This is a genomic window from Ktedonosporobacter rubrisoli, from assembly GCF_004208415.1.
GTDB lineage: Bacteria > Chloroflexota > Ktedonobacteria > Ktedonobacterales > Ktedonobacteraceae > Ktedonosporobacter > Ktedonosporobacter rubrisoli.
In genome coordinates this window covers 757867-775176 of the sequence record NZ_CP035758.1, presented here as the reverse complement: position 1 = coordinate 775176, position 17310 = coordinate 757867, and the positions used below count along the sequence as shown (strand labels likewise).

General features: G+C 52.4%; 19 protein-coding genes. 10 read left to right on the top strand and 9 right to left on the bottom strand.

The window, feature by feature from the left end:
* The first annotated feature begins 2 nt into the window (after positions 1-2).
* The gene (locus tag EPA93_RS03470) at positions 3-1199 is read left to right on the top strand and encodes a glycosyltransferase family 2 protein (protein WP_129885702.1); all 1197 of its coding nucleotides are present in this window, start codon (positions 3-5) and stop codon (positions 1197-1199) included.
* A gap of 57 nt (positions 1200-1256) precedes the next feature.
* On the opposite strand, the gene EPA93_RS03465 is transcribed toward EPA93_RS03470, so the two are convergent.
* Complete coding sequence (locus tag EPA93_RS03465) at positions 1257-2135, bottom strand: phosphotransferase family protein (RefSeq protein ID WP_129885701.1); 879 nt, start codon at positions 2133-2135, stop codon at positions 1257-1259.
* 313 nt (positions 2136-2448) lie between these two features.
* Here EPA93_RS03465 and EPA93_RS03460 point away from each other — a divergent pair, with 313 nt between their 5' ends.
* The 3 genes from EPA93_RS03460 (at position 2449) to EPA93_RS03450 (ending at position 5268) form a co-directional block, all read left to right on the top strand.
* Positions 2449-2658 (top strand): RNA polymerase sigma factor, encoded by a 210-nt coding sequence (locus EPA93_RS03460; protein ID WP_129885700.1) that lies wholly within the window; start codon positions 2449-2451, stop codon positions 2656-2658.
* A 162-nt stretch (positions 2659-2820) separates the two neighbouring features.
* A complete protein-coding gene (locus EPA93_RS03455; protein WP_129885699.1) occupies positions 2821-3426 on the top strand; it encodes a TetR/AcrR family transcriptional regulator in 606 nt (201 codons plus the stop codon).
* 120 nt (positions 3427-3546) lie between these two features.
* Positions 3547-5268, top strand: a complete 1722-nt coding sequence (locus EPA93_RS03450; protein WP_165422848.1) for an MFS transporter — start codon at positions 3547-3549, stop codon at positions 5266-5268.
* 201 nt (positions 5269-5469) lie between these two features.
* Here the strand turns inward: EPA93_RS03450 and infA are convergent, their stop codons facing one another.
* The 3 genes from infA to EPA93_RS03435 form a co-directional block, all read right to left on the bottom strand.
* Positions 5470-5709, bottom strand: a complete 240-nt coding sequence (gene infA / locus EPA93_RS03445) for a translation initiation factor IF-1 (RefSeq protein ID WP_129885697.1) — start codon at positions 5707-5709, stop codon at positions 5470-5472.
* A gap of 21 nt (positions 5710-5730) precedes the next feature.
* A complete protein-coding gene (locus EPA93_RS03440) occupies positions 5731-6114 on the bottom strand; it encodes a pentapeptide repeat-containing protein (RefSeq protein ID WP_129885696.1) in 384 nt (127 codons plus the stop codon).
* 232 nt (positions 6115-6346) lie between these two features.
* Positions 6347-6598 carry a hypothetical protein gene (locus EPA93_RS03435; protein WP_129885695.1) on the bottom strand — a complete coding sequence of 84 codons (252 nt, stop codon included), beginning with the start codon at positions 6596-6598 and terminating at the stop codon, positions 6347-6349.
* Positions 6599-6942: 344 nt separating this feature from the next.
* Here EPA93_RS03435 and EPA93_RS03430 point away from each other — a divergent pair, with 344 nt between their 5' ends.
* Positions 6943-7854, top strand: coding sequence for a pyridoxamine 5'-phosphate oxidase family protein (locus EPA93_RS03430; RefSeq protein WP_165422847.1), 912 nt, complete (start codon positions 6943-6945; stop codon positions 7852-7854).
* A 139-nt stretch (positions 7855-7993) separates the two neighbouring features.
* On the opposite strand, the gene EPA93_RS03425 is transcribed toward EPA93_RS03430, so the two are convergent.
* The gene (locus EPA93_RS03425) at positions 7994-8881 is read right to left on the bottom strand and encodes a class I SAM-dependent methyltransferase (protein ID WP_129885693.1); all 888 of its coding nucleotides are present in this window, start codon (positions 8879-8881) and stop codon (positions 7994-7996) included.
* A gap of 197 nt (positions 8882-9078) precedes the next feature.
* Positions 9079-10413: an MFS transporter gene (locus EPA93_RS03420; RefSeq protein ID WP_129885692.1), complete on the bottom strand. Its 1335-nt coding sequence runs from the start codon at positions 10411-10413 to the stop codon at positions 9079-9081.
* Between the two features lie 884 nt (positions 10414-11297).
* Here EPA93_RS03420 and EPA93_RS03415 point away from each other — a divergent pair.
* The gene (locus EPA93_RS03415; protein ID WP_129885691.1) at positions 11298-11828 is read left to right on the top strand and encodes a PRC-barrel domain-containing protein; all 531 of its coding nucleotides are present in this window, start codon (positions 11298-11300) and stop codon (positions 11826-11828) included.
* 92 nt (positions 11829-11920) lie between these two features.
* On the top strand, positions 11921-12115 hold the full coding sequence (locus tag EPA93_RS03410) for a transposase (RefSeq protein WP_129885690.1): 195 nt from the start codon (positions 11921-11923) through the stop codon (positions 12113-12115).
* A gap of 233 nt (positions 12116-12348) precedes the next feature.
* Here EPA93_RS03410 and EPA93_RS03405 read toward each other — a convergent pair whose 3' ends face one another.
* A complete protein-coding gene (locus EPA93_RS03405; protein ID WP_129885689.1) occupies positions 12349-12894 on the bottom strand; it encodes a helix-turn-helix domain-containing protein in 546 nt (181 codons plus the stop codon).
* A gap of 138 nt (positions 12895-13032) precedes the next feature.
* Between EPA93_RS03405 and EPA93_RS03400 the strand changes: the two genes are divergently transcribed.
* Positions 13033-13314, top strand: a complete 282-nt coding sequence (locus EPA93_RS03400) for a hypothetical protein (RefSeq protein WP_129885688.1) — start codon at positions 13033-13035, stop codon at positions 13312-13314.
* On the top strand, positions 13290-13718 hold the full coding sequence (locus EPA93_RS03395; protein ID WP_129885687.1) for a response regulator: 429 nt from the start codon (positions 13290-13292) through the stop codon (positions 13716-13718). The genes EPA93_RS03400 and EPA93_RS03395 overlap by 25 nt, the downstream gene beginning before the upstream one ends.
* 205 nt (positions 13719-13923) lie before the next feature.
* Here the strand turns inward: EPA93_RS03395 and EPA93_RS03390 are convergent, their stop codons facing one another.
* Complete coding sequence (locus EPA93_RS03390; protein WP_129885686.1) at positions 13924-14427, bottom strand: ClbS/DfsB family four-helix bundle protein; 504 nt, start codon at positions 14425-14427, stop codon at positions 13924-13926.
* Between the two features lie 522 nt (positions 14428-14949).
* Here EPA93_RS03390 and EPA93_RS03385 point away from each other — a divergent pair.
* Complete coding sequence (locus tag EPA93_RS03385; RefSeq protein WP_207229438.1) at positions 14950-15618, top strand: sulfotransferase family protein; 669 nt, start codon at positions 14950-14952, stop codon at positions 15616-15618.
* A gap of 141 nt (positions 15619-15759) precedes the next feature.
* Here the strand turns inward: EPA93_RS03385 and EPA93_RS03380 are convergent, their stop codons facing one another.
* Positions 15760-17139 (bottom strand): hypothetical protein, encoded by a 1380-nt coding sequence (locus tag EPA93_RS03380; RefSeq protein ID WP_129885685.1) that lies wholly within the window; start codon positions 17137-17139, stop codon positions 15760-15762.
* Between the last annotated feature and the right edge of the window lie 171 nt (positions 17140-17310).

Sequence of the window (17310 nt, the reverse complement as noted above, 5' to 3'; positions counted from 1 at the left end):
AAATGTTCGCATTCGATCTACCGTTTCTACTTCTGTGCATGAGCTCTGGCCTCATCTCCATCTTCCTGGTCATCCTCATCCTGAACCTACTCACTTTCTCACGTTTGAGACCTATCCATATGAAAAAGGAGGAGCAGCAAAGCGCACCGTTCTTCTCAATCCTGGTCCCAGCACGCAATGAGGAGAAGAATATCGCGGCCTGTGTTCGTTCTCTAGTAGCACAGCGGTACGAGCGATTGGAAGTGCTTGTGCTGGATGACAATAGCGATGATGCGACGGCAGAGATAGTTGTGCACATCATTGAGGCGTTGCCGCCAGATCAAAAGGGACGACTTCGCCTTTTCCGAGGTGCCGAACTGCCGGCTGGATGGGCAGGCAAAAACTTCGCCTGCCATCAGCTCTCACAGGTCGCGCAAGGCGATTTCCTGTTCTTTACTGATGCCGATACCATCCATGATCCTGACACGATTGCCTCTGTACTTGCTTGTATGAAGCAACATACTGTACAGATGTTGACTGCTCAACCTGAATACATCTTGAGCAGTTTTGGAGAACGCCTGATCATGCCCTCCCTCAATTTTCTGAATCTGTCCTCTCTCCCTATTGCCCTTCTGAATCGAAGTAAGGAACCAATTCTGGCAACCGGGAACGGTCAACTCCTCTGCTTCGAGCGCTCGGCATATGAGGCTATTGGAGGGCATACCGCGGTGAAAGGCACGCTCCTGGAGGATGTCGAGTTAGCACGGGAAGCCAGAGCAGCTGGCTATCGCCTGCTCTTCGTTGATGCGTTCTTGTTGGTCCGCTGCCGGATGTACCGCTCTCTGGCTGAGGTCTGGAGGGGATACTCACGAAATTACTTCGCGTTCTACTGCCATTCGCTGATGTTTGCCCTGTTTGGGCTTCTTCTCAACCTGCTGCTCTATGTTCTGCCGCCAGCATTCCTGTTGTATTCACTGTTTGTTCCGCAATCACTGTCCCTGATAGTGCTTGCAGCGCTAAGTTCTGCATTACCTGTAATGATGCGTATAATGCTCTCTTTGCGTTTTGAGCATAGGGCGCGTGGAATGATGCTCCTGCTCTGTTTGCTACATCCCATCTCAATACTGTTTGACTGCCTCATCCTTGTGAACTCGATTCGCTGGTATTATCGTCGCAAAGGCGTAGAATGGAAAGGGCGACAATACAAGGAGCAAAAATAAAATGCGTCTCTTGCCATTTCCCGCCCGTACGGGCGCGTCTGTGAGCAGGGGCAAACGTTATCGGTATTCTACAATCCCGCGTTCAAAAGCTTCTCGATCGCCGTCTTCCAGGCCAAATAAGGCTTCCTGCAAGGCGAACGTTCCTACATAGAAGCGAGCGCGTGACAACAATGCCTCGATTCCTGGATAATGGACAGAAAAGCGTTCAAGAAATGGCTCTCCATAGCAGACAGGGCTGAGAATAGCTGCAAAATCGACAGCGGGATCGCCCCATCCTGCTGAGCTGAAGTCGATGATCCCACTAATGCTTTTCGTCTCGGCATTGTAGAGAATGTTAGATCTCCCAAAATCGCCATGAACGAGGGTTGGGGTGTAGTGACAGTTGCGCTCATCGCTCAAGAAATCTTCGAACTGCTCAGCGACCAGGCAGCGTGCATCCGGCCGCATGAAAGGAAACAGTTTGCTCCGAAAGCGCTTGTACAAATCTCTCCATTCTTCACATCCCTGAAAGTCTGGAAGCTTCACCTCAAGTGCATCCACAGGAATAGTATGGAGTTGGCGGAGAAACGTCGCTAATTGATCTGCCAGGTGCTGCACTTCTTCGTCTTTGAGAGCCTTGAGTGTTTCAGGCCAGAGTGGCTCCCCTGGCAGCAGACGATATCCCATAAAGATCTGGCCAATAGAAGTGGCTTCCTTGCTCTGGTACAGGGGATCAGGAATGGGAAGCGTCACATGACTTTGTAAACTCCGCAGAAGTGCGATTTCTGTGCCCAATCTGGCTGCCTCACGTTGCGTTTTGGGAAAGCGAAAGATGCTCTCGTTATTCACGACGAGAATATCATTGAATTGCCCATGCTGATTGAGCTGTACGGTTTCAATGGAGAGATCGGGGTAAGCATCCTGGATGGCATGAATGTACGGAGCTCGTTTGTCCATCTGGATCTCTGCTTCCTTTCATTAGATTGCCCCATCATCTTTCCCTCAGGCGTTAGTGAGGAGTTCTTCAACCTGCATTTTGCAGCGTTGAAAACGACCTTCCCTGGCCAGTTGACATAAAATAAACTCCTATAAAAGATGTGTAATGAAATGAGTATATCATATTAGAAATTTTGTGCGATAAGGCTTCTACTTTACTTCTGGCTGTAACGTCTCCCTGAATACTAAAGTGAAAAATCTGAGAGTCTCGGAAAGGAACCATTGCGCTATGCAATTTTCCAACCACGCGCGCCGACAGGATCGCTTAAACTGATTGGCGGAGATTTACCGCGCGTATGCTGCTGATCTCCAACGTTTTATCTCCAATAAGATCGGCGATCCCACCTTGGCCGAAGACATGACCAGCACGGTCTTTCTCAAGGCGCTGCGCTGGCTCAGGGAGGATCAGATACTCTATAACTCATGGCAGGAATTTCAGGTCAGAGTCGGGCTGCCATCTTCTGTCATTACAAGAGGAGCATAAAGCTGAGAGGCAAGCCAGCTAGTTGCTCCTGCCCCGTTGCCGCGCCGGGCGGTACACAAACCAGAACTGCAAAACCCTGAGAGCAGATGGAAAAGGCGTTGACAGGTGGATTGTTCTTTGTTATAGTGGTACTAACAAACATGTTGGTGGGGAGAAAATAGCATGCCACAATCATTTGAGTCTACCGAAGCGCGCGAGCGTGTACTTGATGGAGCCGAGAAACTATTCGCGCAACGCGGGTATCGCGCCGTCACCTTGCGCGATATTGCCAGCAGCGTTGGTGTGCATCATACAACGCTCTACTATCATATCCCCGGGGGAAAGGAACAGCTTTTCATGGAAGTGATTGAGCGAAACTTTCGCCGCCATCAGCAGGGGCTTCGTGAGGCCATTGCCCAGGCTGCGCCAGATCTCCTGGCCTCGCTTTATGCCATAGCTGATTGGTTGCTCTCTCAGCCGCCAATGGATCTGGTCCGGCTAATATATTCGGATATGCCTGCCCTCGATCCTGTACATACTCAGCGAATTACCGAAGTTGCCTATAGCTCTATGCTTGCGCCTATCGAGAGCGCGCTTCGTAGCGGATATGAGCGAGGTGAAATTGGGCAGCACGATTTTGCGCATGTGGCGGGAGCCGTGCTTGGTATGGTTGAAAGTATCTATGCCATCCCGGGGCCAATTACCACAGTGGCTCGCCAGGAGATAGCGAGGGAAATACTGGATATTCTTGTCGCGGGTCTGCGCAAGCATGAGAGTGCAAGCCAATAGTCCACTCTCTTTTTTTTGTGTTCGTAACCCACCAATTGTTTGGTGAACCATCGAAAAAATCAAGGAATGGGGAGCGTCGTGTCGCACGACCGTCCCTATATCAGTGAAAGGACTGCACTTGTGAACACACATGAAGCGGCGTTTCCGGTTGAGTCGCGCCCGAGTGGGCGCCAATGGTTATCCCTGCTCATCCTCAGCCTTTCCCTGGCAATTACGGTTCTGGATAGCACAGTAGTCAATGTCACCTTGCCAGCCATGCGCAACCAGTTTGGGGCCACACTCAGCGATTTAGAATGGGTCAGTGCATCTTATTCAGTTGTTTTTGGGGCGTTCATTATCACCTGGGGAAGATTGAGCGATAGTCTTGGCCGGAGGCGTATTTTTGTGGCGGGCGTAGTCTGCTTTATTATTGGCTCTGCATGCGTAAGTTTCGCTCCTAACATCAGCATTGTGCTTATTGGGCGTGTCATACAAGGAATGGGCGCTGCTATGGCCTCTCCGGCGGCGCTTTCCCTGCTCTCGGCCTCCTTTAGTGGGCGGTCGCGTGATATTGCCTTTGGCGTGTGGGGCGCAACAGCGGGAATTGCCGGAGCGATTGGCCCCTTATTGGGAGGCTGGTTTGCCACTGCTGTCAGCTGGCAGTGGGCCTTTTTGATTAACATTCCCATTGGGGCTGTGGTGATTATCGGGAGCTTCCTCTGGCTTGATGAGTCACGCGATGAACAGCAGAAACTTTCTCTAGATGTGCCAGGTATCCTCCTTGTCTCTCTTGGGCTTGCTGCTGCCATTCTGGGATTGACAGAAGGGCAGACCTACGGCTGGTTCGTTCCAAAAGAGACTTTCAGCATCGGTTCATTCTCCTGGCCTGTGGGAGGTATTTCTTTCTCCTGTGCCTTGCTTGTCGGGGCCGTGATTGCGCTTGGCGCATTTGTATGGTATGAGCAGCTATTGCTCAAACGAGGGCAGGACCCGCTTTTCAACTTCAGCCTGTTACATTACCCTGGTTTTCGCTTTGGCCTCTTCACGGTCGCCGTCGTCAATCTTGGCGAATTTGGCATACTCTTTTTCATGTCAATCTACTTGCAGAGCGCGCGTGGATTAACAGCTTTTGAGACAGGTCTTGTCTTCTTGCCATTCGCGCTTGGCTCATTTATCACTGCACCTCTTGCCGGGGTCCTGGCAGCCCGCTTTGGCCCCAAATGGGTTGTAGCCCTGGGTATGCTTGTGGAAACTATCGCCATTTTTCTGATCAGCCTCTTCATAGAGCCCACGACCCCTATCCTGGTCTTCGCGCCGATCTTTTTGCTCTATGGCCTGGGTTTAGGTCTGGCTATTGTCCAGTTGACCAGTGTTGTGCTTAGTGACATTCCGCCTCGGCATTACGGAGCGGGATCTGGAGCCAACAATACGCTTCAACAGGTGGGCGCCGCCATTGGAGTCGCCGTGTTAGGCGTGGTTCTGGCAAGCTCGCTAAGCGCTACCGCAACTGCAGAGGTGAGCAAGAGCGCCATCATTCCTGCTGGCTTCAAACCCTCCATTGAGCAGGCCTTCGATGCAGGCGCTGTCGGTGGCCGCGGAGGAGATATACACATTGCCAATCCTGGCTCAGGGTCGTCCTCGCCAGCTACCTCCCTGCCTCCGGCACTCCTTGAGAAGACCATCAAAGACATCTATGATCTTGCTGCTACCAGTGGGACGCGCAATGCCGCGCGAGTCGCAGCTCTCTTCGTGTTGCTGGGAGCATTCAGCTCTTTGTTGATTCCCGGGCAGCGTAAGGAGCAGAAGGAGGAAAAAGAGCCTTTGCAAAAAAGTGTGAAGGGTGTCCTGACCAGAGAGCCCTAAACTCTGCTGGCAGGTTTTTGCTGCTCTTCCCCTCCAAATTCTGTAAGGGAGGAGCAGCAAGGATTTATCAAGTGCAACTGAGCGGCAGGACTTTGATGCCCTTCAGTGGGCTGAGAAAAGCCCCTGACCGCTCAACATGGGAAGGGCACAGCAGGAATGTGCTATATAAATGTTTTTGCACACAAAGCTGAAGGCTCCTGCTTAGCGAGCTTGCCGGCCTTCGTTAATACGCCAGGTAATGCGGCCTCGTGTCAGGTCATAGGGCGAGAGCGCAACGCGAACCTTATCGCCTGCTACAAGACGTATGTTTGACAAGCGTAGGCGTCCAGCGGGTACCGCCATTACCTGGTGCTGCTCGTCGAGCTGGATTTTAAACATGGACTTGGGGAATACTTCGACTATTTCCCCAACGACAAGAATTTCATCTCTCTCTTTAGGCATACAATCCTTTCTTTGCCGTGCTCAGTTCAGCACGGTCTCTTCAAGTACTGCCTTATGCAGATTCGTTTCGCCAAGATTTGCCTCGCGTAGGTCCGCTCGATACAATAGCGTCCCGTTGAGATCTGCACCAGACAAGTTAGCATGATAAAGATGGGTGCAGCTCAGATCCGCGCCGCTAAGATTGGCCCGGCTTAGATTGGTCCCTATCAAATTGGCTCGATAGAGATCCGTCCAGGTAAAGTCTGCGCCTCTCAGATCTACGCCGCTCAAATCGACGTTGCTCAAACAGGTCCAGGCCAGATCCGCCTCGCGTAGATCAGGGGTAATATCGGGGTGTTCTTGCCTCCACTTATTCCAGACGTGAACACCCTCTTTGAGAAGATCAAGATATTGCCGATCCTTCAATTAGTCTGCCTCCAATGATCTTTATGATAGGTATGATAGTTCATCCTATTCAGCTTAATTGGTTTTGCTTCCTCTTTAAGCAGGCTTGCAACGAAACATGCCGGCATCTGGCAAGTCAAGCGCAAAGATCGGATGCTAGCATTCGTCCAAACTAGAGAAGAGCAGCTGGAAAGAGCACTGAGAGGTGGGGCAGCAAAAGAAGAAGATTGATACTATTTCTCTTACACGATACCTACTGATTGTGCAAGGTCAGGAGGTGTACAATGTCTTGCCGCTCACGCTCTAAAACACGTGCTAACACAATTTCCCTCCTTTCCTCCTGGCTGAATGAGTATCCAGCCTGAAACATCACAAGAAAGTATCGTTGCTGAATAGGCACATAGAGTATAGTAGCACGTTTTAGAAAATATAGCCAGATGCGGAAAAAATATGTACTTTGTTTTTTTGCCAATCCCGCGCCCTCCAGGCGTTCAGGCTCTACCATACGATCTTGCTACTTAGCCGCTGCAAGATCCTATGAAGGTGTGCCCAAATTGTGATACGTCGGGGATGGTGTGCTCTGCTCTTCCTTCTTATCGGGGAAAATGAACTAAACGTTCGAAATTTTTATCTTGACAAATAAGGGCGTGATTTTTATAGTGAAGAGGCAATGAGACGCGGCTTGAAGTTGTGAGATGACCTTGGATGGTTAGGCGAAGAGGCGTCAAGTTCGCGAAGCTTGAGGAGATTGGAGCGCAATTTTAGCAAAAGTGTTAGAAGAGTAAAAGCGCTTACATGGGCAAGATATTATCCTGCGTTGGTTCTATGCTTCTGGCTGAGGAGAAAGTAATGGCAAATCCATTTCATGAAGGCGAGCTGGCGGTGCAGAGAAGGGCTGCTAATGGCGATATGGGGGAGCGCGTTGGCGCGGGTATTCGGCCAATTCTCTCGTCGATGGCCCAACGTTTTCTATCGCGTCAGTATATGCTTATTGTGAGCTCAGTTGATAGCTGCGGGCGTTTGTGGACCTCGTTTCTGAGCGGCGAGCCGGGCTTTATTCAGATTGGAGACTTGCAGCATCTTCGTATCGCGGCTCATGAGCTTCCAGGCGATCCTTTATGGGAAAACTTGCGCGAGCACGAAGCTGTGGGCTTGCTCGCGATTGAGCTGGAGACGCGCCTACGTTTACGCATAAATGGGCGGGCTCACATAGAGAAGGATGCCAGCATTACTATAGATACCGAACAGGTCTACTTTAACTGTCCCCGCTTTATTCAGCAGCGTGCGCTTGTCCTGGAAGCCTTAGAGCGCAAGGAAGTGTCGCACATCCAGCGAAGTGAAGGATTGACGCAAGAGCAACAGAGCTGGGTTCGGCGGGCCGATACGCTGTTCATCTCAAGCTTTCATGAGCGCGGCGGGGCAGATGCCTCGCATCGAGGCGGCGAACCTGGTTTTGTGCGGGTTGTAGATGCTAGTAGGCTGCTGCTGCCGGACTATGCAGGCAATGGCATGTTCCAGACCCTGGGGAATATCCTGGTCAATCCCCACGTAGGCTTGCTCATTCCGGATTTTGCCACGGGGAGCACTTTGCAGATCACGGGCCGCGCCTCGATTATCTGGGATGAAGAGCGGATTGCCGCTTTGCCTGGAGCTGAACGCTTGCTAGAGATCACTATCGATGAGGTTGTACAGCGCGATGCTATCTTGCCCTGGCGCTGGCAATTGATCGAGCCCTCTCCATATAATTTCCCTTTGGCCTGAAACTAGGTCAAGCTGAACAGGCATGGCCCGGGTTCTGAAAGGGCCAGATCTGTTTAATGAAAAGCTGCGCGCCATCTCTGCTACCTCGGATCGGCAGTCTGCTTCAAGGCGAGCAGGCTGGCGCATCTCCTCTCCTTATTCAGGCGAAGCGCAGATGCGCGCTCGTGGGGCCCGGATTGCGGCCCCAGGCGGTCACCAGGGTCCAGGGAGAGGCCCAGCCAGGCTCTTGCAACTCGCGGAGCGCCTGGTGATAGAGCTGCTCATAGTCCTTCGGCATGCTACCCCATTTGCGCAGAAAAGGCATGATCGTGCGATAGCCTTGCCGTATATCTTCTATGCAGAGTTGGCCGGCTGGGGTTCCAGCGCGAAATTCCAGGTTCCAGGTGTGTGTTTGCACCTGGGTGAGCCCGTACTGGGTGAGCACGCGGGCAAGATGGCTAGTGATTCCGTCACCGGTGGGTGTGAAGAGATGGCCCGCCTGGAAGAAGGCTTGCATGCAGAGCTCATTAAGCCGGTTAAGCGCTGGGCTGAAGCTCTCCAGAGAAAAGGTTCCTTCGGTGATGCGGATGATGCCGCCGGGCCGACAGACGCGCTGATACTCGCTGAGGAGCTTGGGCCAGTCCCAGGTGCGTATCCAGCTCTGGCCGAAGCGCTGATTGACAAGATCAAAAGAGGCGTTAGGAAATTCGAGCATGCGCAAGGCGTCCATGCTGGCAAACTCGACCCGCTCGGCACCCTGCTGCTGGGCTTGCTCACGGGCGAAAGTGAGCATGTGTGCACTCATATCCACGCCCACCACACGTTCTAGCGTGGGCAGGGTTCTGGCGACCTCGATGGACCAATCGCCGGTGCCGCAGCCGACATCTAAGATGCGTCTCAAGGCTGTGGAATCTTCTTGTTCGGGGAGCACGCCGCCCATAGCTGTGGTGATCATCTGATCCTGTAGATGGACCCGCTCAAGTTCTTGCTGGTTGGAGCGATCCTGGACCATATAGGTGCTAGGATGTTCGCCTGGCTGCTCGCTCATGCTGGGGCCTCCTTGCCTGTGACTTCTGCGTGTGAGAAAGCAGAAGCCGCTTTTTCCCAAAGTATACCTGAGTTCTGCTGAACTGTCGAGGTCAACGTCATGCCCGTAAGCAAATGGTGAGAGGGAAATGACTGGCGGCTCATAAAGAGAACAATCCTTGCACGGAATGCTCTAATCTCGACCAATTATAGAAGGCTTCAAGAACTTTGATGCTCTCCCGACTTTGGCGGATCTTTCAAAGCAACCAGCGCTAGCAGAATGGCCAGCAGGTATATTACAGCACCAACGGCGAACGCCGTCTGGGCCGTGATGAATGGCCCAGTCACCGCCTGTGCCAGCGGACCAAGCAACACCCCCAACGAGATGGCCGTTTCTCGCAAGCCCATGACCTGCGAACGATTACGCTCCGTTGTCGTTCCCAAATACACCGCCGCCAGCGCTGGCAGGATCAACGAAGCCCCCAGACTACTGATGACGCTTGTCACGATCAGCAGTGGGTATTGATGGAGAAAGAGCAGCCCGAGACAGAAAGACATATCAAGCAGCCCACCGATCACGATCAGCAGCTTTTTCGAGGAGGTATCGCTAAGACGCCCAAAAATCAAGGGGAATACCGCAAATCCGCTGCTAGCGCTGCTGATGATCAGGCCGTAATCAATCGGTTGAAGATGAAGCACCTTCGCGAAATAGAAGGGCAGTTGGGGCAAAATGAAGGGAAACCAAAACGCTACCAAAAGGTCAATGCTGAGCAGTGGCAGGAAGATCCATACGAGCCTCACCGTTACCAGCGTAGTAGCATCTGATCCCTTTTCTTGCTGCTTCCTCTTGCGCTGCCGTCTCTCTTTGAGCACCTGTTTTGCAAGGGTCTCCGGCAAGAGCACAAGCGTCAAGACAGATGCTAGTAATGCGAGCCCAGCCGAGAGCAGAAAGGGACTAGAGTACCCCAATATCTGGTAGAGAAATCCACCCAGCCCCGGACCCAGCGCAATTCCTGCCGCGCTCGCTGAAGAGATGTACCCAACCCAGCGCCCCTGATGAGTTACTGGCACGCTATCCCCTACGATTGCCATTGCGGCAGGCATCAGACCAGCAGCCACTGCGCCCTCAACGAAGCGTACAGCTAGAAACAAGGCTGGGATATTGACAGTCGCCAGTACCAGATTGGTAAGGATGAAACCACCAAGACTGAACAGTACAACCGGTTTACGACCAATACGATCTGCTAATATCCCTAGAGGCGCGCTGAAAAGGAACGTACCCAGGCCAAAAGCTCCCTCCATTAGTGCCAGCATCTCCACTCCCAGCCCCAACGACGCCAACCGCTGCGGAAAAATGGGGATGATAATTCCAAAACCAGTAAACATCAGGGCCACACAGCCAGCAAGCACAATGAGCGCCGTTGTCATATACCTGGGAGTGATATCCGCTGTGTTATCTATCGCTGTTTCTTGCAATTCCTCATTCGTCGTAGGCACCGTCTGTGGCAGATTATTTGTAGATGCAGCTTCTTCCGTGTTGTCTTTCCCTTGCATAGGTCTATTCGTTTCACTTCCCGTTCCAGTGGTCTTGTATTTCTTCTTCAGATGCCTATTTTATCATTACTATTTCAGTAGAGATGTAAAGCCCAGCATTGTAGACTGGCCCATTCCACGGGCGAAATCCTTACAAGTCTGCGGGTGGCTCTTCCCTCAAACACGATCCATTTTCTTTATAGCCCCAGTTCCACGCCTGGCTCGGAACTTGGTTTCTTATCTCTCCCTTTCATCTAAACTGCCGAGCGTGGTCTCATACAGACGTGTTTCAAAACTGTGATAGGTTGAGCGAATGATGCGTGTGATCCGGTCTGGCTTGGGAGGTTCAAGGCGTTGAAGACGAAAGTGCTGATAGCAGCTGTCAGTGATGGGGAATTTGAACCCGCTATTGACACGGCAAGGTACACTATCGTTTGACAGGTAAATTGCGCGGCTTTGCCCTGATTATTAGCGCAACTTTTGAGTGAGCTGACAGAAGATGCTCGTCTGCCGCATAAAATGGCAGATCTTAGATCTTTTTTTCATCGCTCTCACTGTCTGCTCTTGAACTCTTATTTTTGAGCAATACGACAACATACCTGGCAAAGAACCAAACCAGCCTAGAAGCGGTTTCACAGAAAGATGCACCATTTTATGCGTCAACTTTGTTACATTTCGTGTTGCTTTCTGGCTCTGAAGTATTGAGGGCCGGATTGAGAAGATGGCTGAAAAAAGCGCAGTCATTTTCTATGGCACAAGGTTTTTTTGGATCTTCCTCGATCTAGAGCCGGTTCGCAGAGGGTTGCGCCATTTGCTCCTGGCAGAAATCCGCCATTGTAACAACGGTCAAACAACTGAAACGGACTTCGCCATAACACTCATTACAGGTGGGGTGATACAAGCATATGCAAAACAATGCAGCAGAGACCAGAAAATGGTCAGAGATCAAGGGGCTGGCAGCCGTAAGCATCGATACGGGCACCAAAATGGGTACAATAAACGATTTCTATTTTGACGAGCAGAGCAACACGATACGCGCTTTCCTCATCAAGACCGGGCTCTTCGGCCATCGTGTGCTGCTTGCCAGTTCAATTCACAGTGTAGGTGCCGATGCCATTACCTTCGCGCACGAAAATATGCTCATCAAAGAAGGTGACAAAAAGGAACTCTCCACACTGGTGATGGGACATAGCCTGCTCGCCTTTCGTGTGTTAAGCGAAAGCGGCAACGTAGTTGGTACCGTGGGCAATATCCTGCTGGATACCTCTACGCCCGCTACTATGCGCATCATCTCCTTCGAGATGGCTGGCGGATTGCTCGAAAACATCAGTAAGCGTTTTTCTGTCTTCGCTGCCGACCAGGTGACACGTTATGGACAGGATGTGATCGTGATCTCCGATGCCGCTGCTCAGGACCTCAACAAAGGGAAGTCCTAAGCTTGCTTACAGAGCGGGTATTCAGGCCTCAGTGATCAAGAGGGAAGCTGAGGAGACATGTTAAATCCGTAACTGTTCAGAAGAGCTACGTCATGCATTCTGGCAACCAATCTGCTAAGGTAGTGCCATGTGTCCAGAACTGTCATCAGCATCTGGCTGCCTGGGATACGCAGCTCAAGACAACCCTACTCAAGACACGGGTCTTGCATCAAGACGAAACCGGGATGCATGTAAGCGAGGAGGGCTGGTGGGTCCATGGGTGCGCTACCGAGCACCTCACTCATTAAGGCGCACATCTGAAACGAGGACGAGAGTAAGCCTTCTTCGCTTTCACTGACACACGACCCTTTCTCCTCTATCGAGAGAGCATTTCCTTGCCATGGATGCGCATATTGGTCTGAACTTCGCTGTCGCAGGCGAGGCTTTTGGCCGGTCCGAGCTTGTCCTTCCACCCAATCCTCACGATCCATTTCCTTTATAACCCCTGTTCCACGCCTGGTTCGGAACTTAGTTTCTTATCTCAGGAAGTATGCATGAGGACGGAGCCGCTATTATAGCGGGCAGTGCTCCAATCCAGCACATCAGCAAGCTCGCGGCGAAAAGCCTCAAGGGCTGTCTCGCGCTCGGCTTGATCGGGCATGACGGCTTTGCGCCAGGAGAGGACGATCACCAGCTGATCGGGCTCGGTCTCGCTGTGCATGATAGAGCGAATAGCAGTGCCCGGAAAGATATGCCGCTCACCCTTCTTGATCTGTTCCAGCTTTTTTACAAGCGCCTCATGTTGTTGGGAGCGTATCTGCACCTGGATCATAGTCATAAATTGGGTATTGTCGCCCGTAGGAAGGCGCCAGGGAGGAGTATTTTTGCGCGGACGACCCGAGGGCCCGCGTTGAAATTTCTGGACATCCTCTATAGAGATCATCAATACATTAGCAGCCCACATTGCGGGTAAACGGCCTTGATCCACATAATGATAAACCGTTTTTTCTGAAATACCAAGAAGTTTTGCCGCACCTCTAATCGAAACGTATCCTGGAAGCTCTGGATGGCCTGCATTTTCACTCATGTCTGTAGTTTATTGAGAGGGTTGTGTAACTAATATTATCAAATCATATCATATTTACAAATGCGATACAGTAATGCTATACTCAAGTTATCGGATAGAAGGTATCCGATGCACACTGGTTTTGTTGAGGAGGCATATGTGAGCGAGGAAAAACCATCCCAACGGCACCGTATTCTAAAGGCCATACGCCAGGCCTGGAATGTAGAGGAGGAGGTGGGATACGATGCCCCATTTACGACTTTGAGCTGGACTGAGTGGCTTGAACTGCAGATTCAGATGCAGCTGTGCCTTGTACGTTTTCAGCGCTGTATTGCTCAGCGCCAGATTCGCCAGGCCCTTTTGATTGTGTGGGAGATGCGTGACTTGATAGAATTGCTGCAGGCGGAGGGAAGCGCGTGGATCGATACGGACAAAATGTAGTAGGGAACGAAGGGCAGAGCAAGCTTATTTTGGTCATTGACGATTCGGCTACCACACGCAAAATCGTCGCCTTTTGCCTGGCCTGCGCTGGCTATCAGGTTGTCGCCTTTTCCGATGGTTACGAAGCTCTGCGCTGGCTGTTAAGAACCGAAGAGCAACTGCCAGCCCTGCTCTTTCTGGATCTTGTGCTACCTCGTATGAATGGCTACCAAATTGCCCATTTTCTCAAAGAACATCCCCGTTTTGCCGGCATTACCATCGTAATTATCGCACGCCGCTGCGGACTTGTAGATAAGCTCAAAGCGCGCTTGGCGGGAGCCAGCGCCTATTTGAGCAAGCCCTTGAGAACTCAGGATATTATCGCCCATGCCAGCGGCTATCTGGGACCCAATGCGAGCTTATAGCTCGCATGCGCACAGGCTTAGTGCTTGATGAACAGATAAGGCTCTGGTTTGGTGATATGCTCGCCAGGATAATCGTTAGCGTTAGATTATCCTGGCCCGAGCTCTTAGCAGACATACGAGATGCCGATAGCTTGCAGGCCGATTGCCGGCCCGGCATCTTCTTCAAACGAAGCTTGTGGCCGCGAGACCCTGGTTGCAAAGACGATCAGGATCGTTGGCGCGCTAGCCAGGCCTCGATATCCGGTTTGTGCTCAGCGTAGTGTCCAAAGGTATCGCCCTTGACAACCTGCCAGAATGCAGTGCCCTTCATCCAGGAAAAATATTCAGGCTCAAACAGCGCCGCCTCGCTCAGGGCTTTAGTTGCTGCGAGGAGCCGTTGATAAGAGCTACGGAAATCCTTCCTGACCTCAGCCAGCGGGCGTGAGCGATTAGCAACGAAGGTCGCATGATTAAACTGGTCCACCTCTTCGTCTGTTTTCGTCGAAGGGGTGAGCTGCGCCTGTTCATTGCGCTGAGCTGCCTCAATAACCTGGGCCGCGCGATAGTGCCAGGCTGCCAGATGAGCCAGGATATCTTTGAGCGACCAACCATTGCTCAATGCTGCCTCGCTCAACTGGGCCTCGCTAAGTGGAGCGAGTAACGCTTCGAAAGCCGCGTAACTTTCTTCCACCATTTCTAGCAGCTCAGCTTTATTTGTGGGGTCAGGCATACATACATCCTTTCCGATAATGCAAAACGTTTATGCAAGTAAATACAGCAAGCCCTTTGCAGATGGCTTTCTAATCCGCCGTAATCACAGTTTACCTGATATCGGCGAAAATGAACACTATAAACTTACGCCCTCCGTCCCCTTACGTCGCGTGATGCTCTTTCCTCTCATCATCTTTTCTTATATAAGTTAAACAAAGAATATTACAGTATTGTAATGATGAACCTATTGTAATGATGGAATTATAGAATTTTTATGGATATTTCTATACAATTTTGTTATATCAGGCCCTTGCTCCACTGTGTAGTTCCCAAGAGTGCGAGAAGGCCAGGATCTTTAGTTGCCTGTTGTCAGCCAAGTTGTTTGGTGGTTGGATGAAAATAAGCATCTGCAAGCTCGTACAAGATATGTTCGACGTGCGGTCTTTCCGACCGTGTAATAGGGGCCGGGACATTGTATCTCTGTCTCTGTTGGCTGTCCGGAAGCATTGTTTAATAAGGTGCCAGGAAGGAGAGAACGGCCTTGGAGGAGTGGGAAGGATTGCAAGTAATTGGCGCAGGTTGGGGCAGAACTGGCACCAGTTCTTTAAAGCAAGCTCTTGAAATTCTGGGCTTTGGTCCCTGTTATCATATGAGCGAACTTAGCCAAAGGCCACAGGATCTACCCTATTGGGAACAGGCTCTCAAGGGAGAACTGCAGGATTGGGGTAAGATTTTTCGTGGCTATCGTTCGACTGTAGATTGGCCGGGATGCGCCTTTTACGAGAGCTTGCTGCAGGCGTATCCGCAGGCGAAGGTTATTCTCACTGTACGTGATGCGCAGAGCTGGTACGAGAGCGTTTGCCGGACAATTTATCGCCGGCGTCAACGCGCTGCGCGCAGCCTTCTGGCCTGGTTGCTTTATTATTTCGAGCGCAAGCTAATAGCCTGTGAGTGGCCTTTAACAAAGTTTCGCTCTAAATTGATCTGGCAAGGGACGTTTGCCGGCCGCTTTGAAGAAAAAAGCGTGGCTATTGAGGCGTTTTATCGCCATATTGCGCACGTCCGTCGATCAGTTCCCACCGAGCGCCTATTAATCTATCAGGTCAAGGATGGCTGGGAGCCTCTGTGCAGGTTTCTTGCTTGTGACGTTCCTCAGAAGCAATCTTTTCCACATCTAAATACAACAGAGCAATTCTGGAAGCCCAGCTAAGCCCACGCGATGCGCAACGAGAATATGTAACTGAGTAAAAAAGAGGAGTTGCGCATCGCCTCGTTGTTTCTACCAAATCCCCTAAAATCGGTTCTAGCCAAAACGTGGGGCTAAGCTCAAGCACAGGGAGGCCATGGAGCATCAAGGAAAGCAACGAGAGGAGCGAGGACGTTGCCAATCGGCATTGAGCAAATCCACGCGCAAGGCGACCACGGCGCTCGCATTGGTACGCAACCAGCGCATGCCTCGTCGTTTCATGCGCCGATTGATGACCAGGGCCACAGCCCGTTCGATGATGCCACTGCCTACCGGAAAGCCTTGCTCTTTCCAGCGCTGATAGGAGCCGATCCAGTCGCGCTGCTGCTGCAGAGACGTGATCGCTTGTCGCAAGGCTGGTCCCGCAGGACCCTGCCGAGCCGCCAGCTCCTGACGCCAGGTCTCAAGCAGGGCCTGGGCCCGCTCGACCTGCCCGTTCCACAACCAGGTGCCCAGATGCTCCACCTGCTGGGCGTGGGCCTTGGCGCTGCACGCTCTCAGCAGGCGCACCGCGTTGGCGGCTTTGCGCATCGTGCGCCACAAATGGGGCCAATCCAGAATGCGCTGGGCCTCTGGAAAATGCGTGTCCGTCTCTTTCTTGATCCAGCCAGCCCCATCGGCCACCACCACCTGAGGCTGGGAAGCGAGGCCAAGCTCCTGCAAGGCCTGAGCCGCCAGGGTTCCCAAGATGCGCGAGGAGGCAAAGGTGGCTACGTAGCGACGGGTGTTCCAGCGGCTGCGGACCCGGGGAGGATGGCGGTGGCTTTGCACGTAGCGGGCCAGATGGAACCAGGTCATGTTCCCATTGGGTTCCTCGGGCTCCTTGCCGCCTTCGTAGCCGCTGGCAATCACGCCAACTTTGCCTTCCATGCCTCCTCGTTGCTCCCGGCTGCAGACCCAACCGCCGTCTAAGCCGATGACGGCGAGCTCCTGGGGGCTGGAAGATCTGTTGGCTGTTGCAGCCTGAGCAGGCGCTGGGGGAGAGGTCAGCTGCTGGCTGGCTTGACTGAGGTGCCGCTGGGCACAGCTCGCTCCGGCTTGGTTGGTCAGCAGACGGATCTCCTCGGCGCTGATGTGCGCTCCTCTCAAGCGCGCAAGCCAGGCGGCGGCGTGGCGATAGGGCCAGGAGGCGCCAGCGAGCACGGCAGCTTCTTTCAAAGGAGCCCTCACCCGTCTGAGCTGCAAGCCAGCCAACAGGATGCCGCTGGGAGTGAAGCGCCTCTGGCAACGCTGACAGCGGAAGCGGCGGCGGGTCAGATCGACGGGACCGAAGAGGGTGAGGATGCTTCGAGGGATGGTTCCCTCCGTTCGGACAAGCTGAGAGCCACATCTGGGGCAGCTGCGGTGAGCCTGTTCCCAAGCTCCCACCGCTTTTTTGAGCGCTTGGCGCATGCAGGACTGGCCTGCCTCTTGGATCTGTGCTTCCATCTGGCTCAGATCGGCGCTTGCATTCAGTTCCAGGGTGAGCGATACTTGTATGCGCATGAGAGATTCCTTTCTGGGCTGGATATCGTGGTTTTTTTCATCCTACCACAGTCAGGCATCTCTCTCCTTTTTAGCCCCGCGTTTTGGGCACAACCCCTAAAATCAGGACCAATCCTGACCGCATGAGCATCTATACTGGAGCCACAGTATCATTTTTTGGGAGGAACACAT

Excerpts from the sequence above, each read along its gene's own strand:
- EPA93_RS03465 (WP_129885701.1), bottom strand. The coding sequence starts at position 2,135 with ATGGACAAACGAGCTCCGTACATTCATGCCATCCAGGATGCTTACCCC.
- EPA93_RS03425 (WP_129885693.1), bottom strand. The coding sequence starts at position 8,881 with ATGAGCGAGCAGCCAGGCGAACATCCTAGCACCTATATGGTCCAGGAT.
- EPA93_RS03390 (WP_129885686.1), bottom strand. The coding sequence starts at position 14,427 with ATGCCTGACCCCACAAATAAAGCTGAGCTGCTAGAAATGGTGGAAGAA.
- infA (WP_129885697.1), bottom strand. The coding sequence starts at position 5,709 with ATGCCTAAAGAGAGAGATGAAATTCTTGTCGTTGGGGAAATAGTCGAA.
- EPA93_RS03380 (WP_129885685.1), bottom strand. The coding sequence starts at position 17,139 with ATGCGCATACAAGTATCGCTCACCCTGGAACTGAATGCAAGCGCCGAT.
- EPA93_RS03410 (WP_129885690.1), top strand. The coding sequence starts at position 11,921 with ATGCATTCTGGCAACCAATCTGCTAAGGTAGTGCCATGTGTCCAGAAC.
- EPA93_RS03405 (WP_129885689.1), bottom strand. The coding sequence starts at position 12,894 with ATGAGTGAAAATGCAGGCCATCCAGAGCTTCCAGGATACGTTTCGATT.
- EPA93_RS03420 (WP_129885692.1), bottom strand. The coding sequence starts at position 10,413 with ATGCAAGGGAAAGACAACACGGAAGAAGCTGCATCTACAAATAATCTG.
- EPA93_RS03435 (WP_129885695.1), bottom strand. The coding sequence starts at position 6,598 with ATGGTAGAGCCTGAACGCCTGGAGGGCGCGGGATTGGCAAAAAAACAA.
- EPA93_RS03430 (WP_165422847.1), top strand. The coding sequence starts at position 6,943 with ATGGCAAATCCATTTCATGAAGGCGAGCTGGCGGTGCAGAGAAGGGCT.
- EPA93_RS03415 (WP_129885691.1), top strand. The coding sequence starts at position 11,298 with ATGCAAAACAATGCAGCAGAGACCAGAAAATGGTCAGAGATCAAGGGG.
- EPA93_RS03470 (WP_129885702.1), top strand. The coding sequence starts at position 3 with ATGTTCGCATTCGATCTACCGTTTCTACTTCTGTGCATGAGCTCTGGC.
- EPA93_RS03455 (WP_129885699.1), top strand. The coding sequence starts at position 2,821 with ATGCCACAATCATTTGAGTCTACCGAAGCGCGCGAGCGTGTACTTGAT.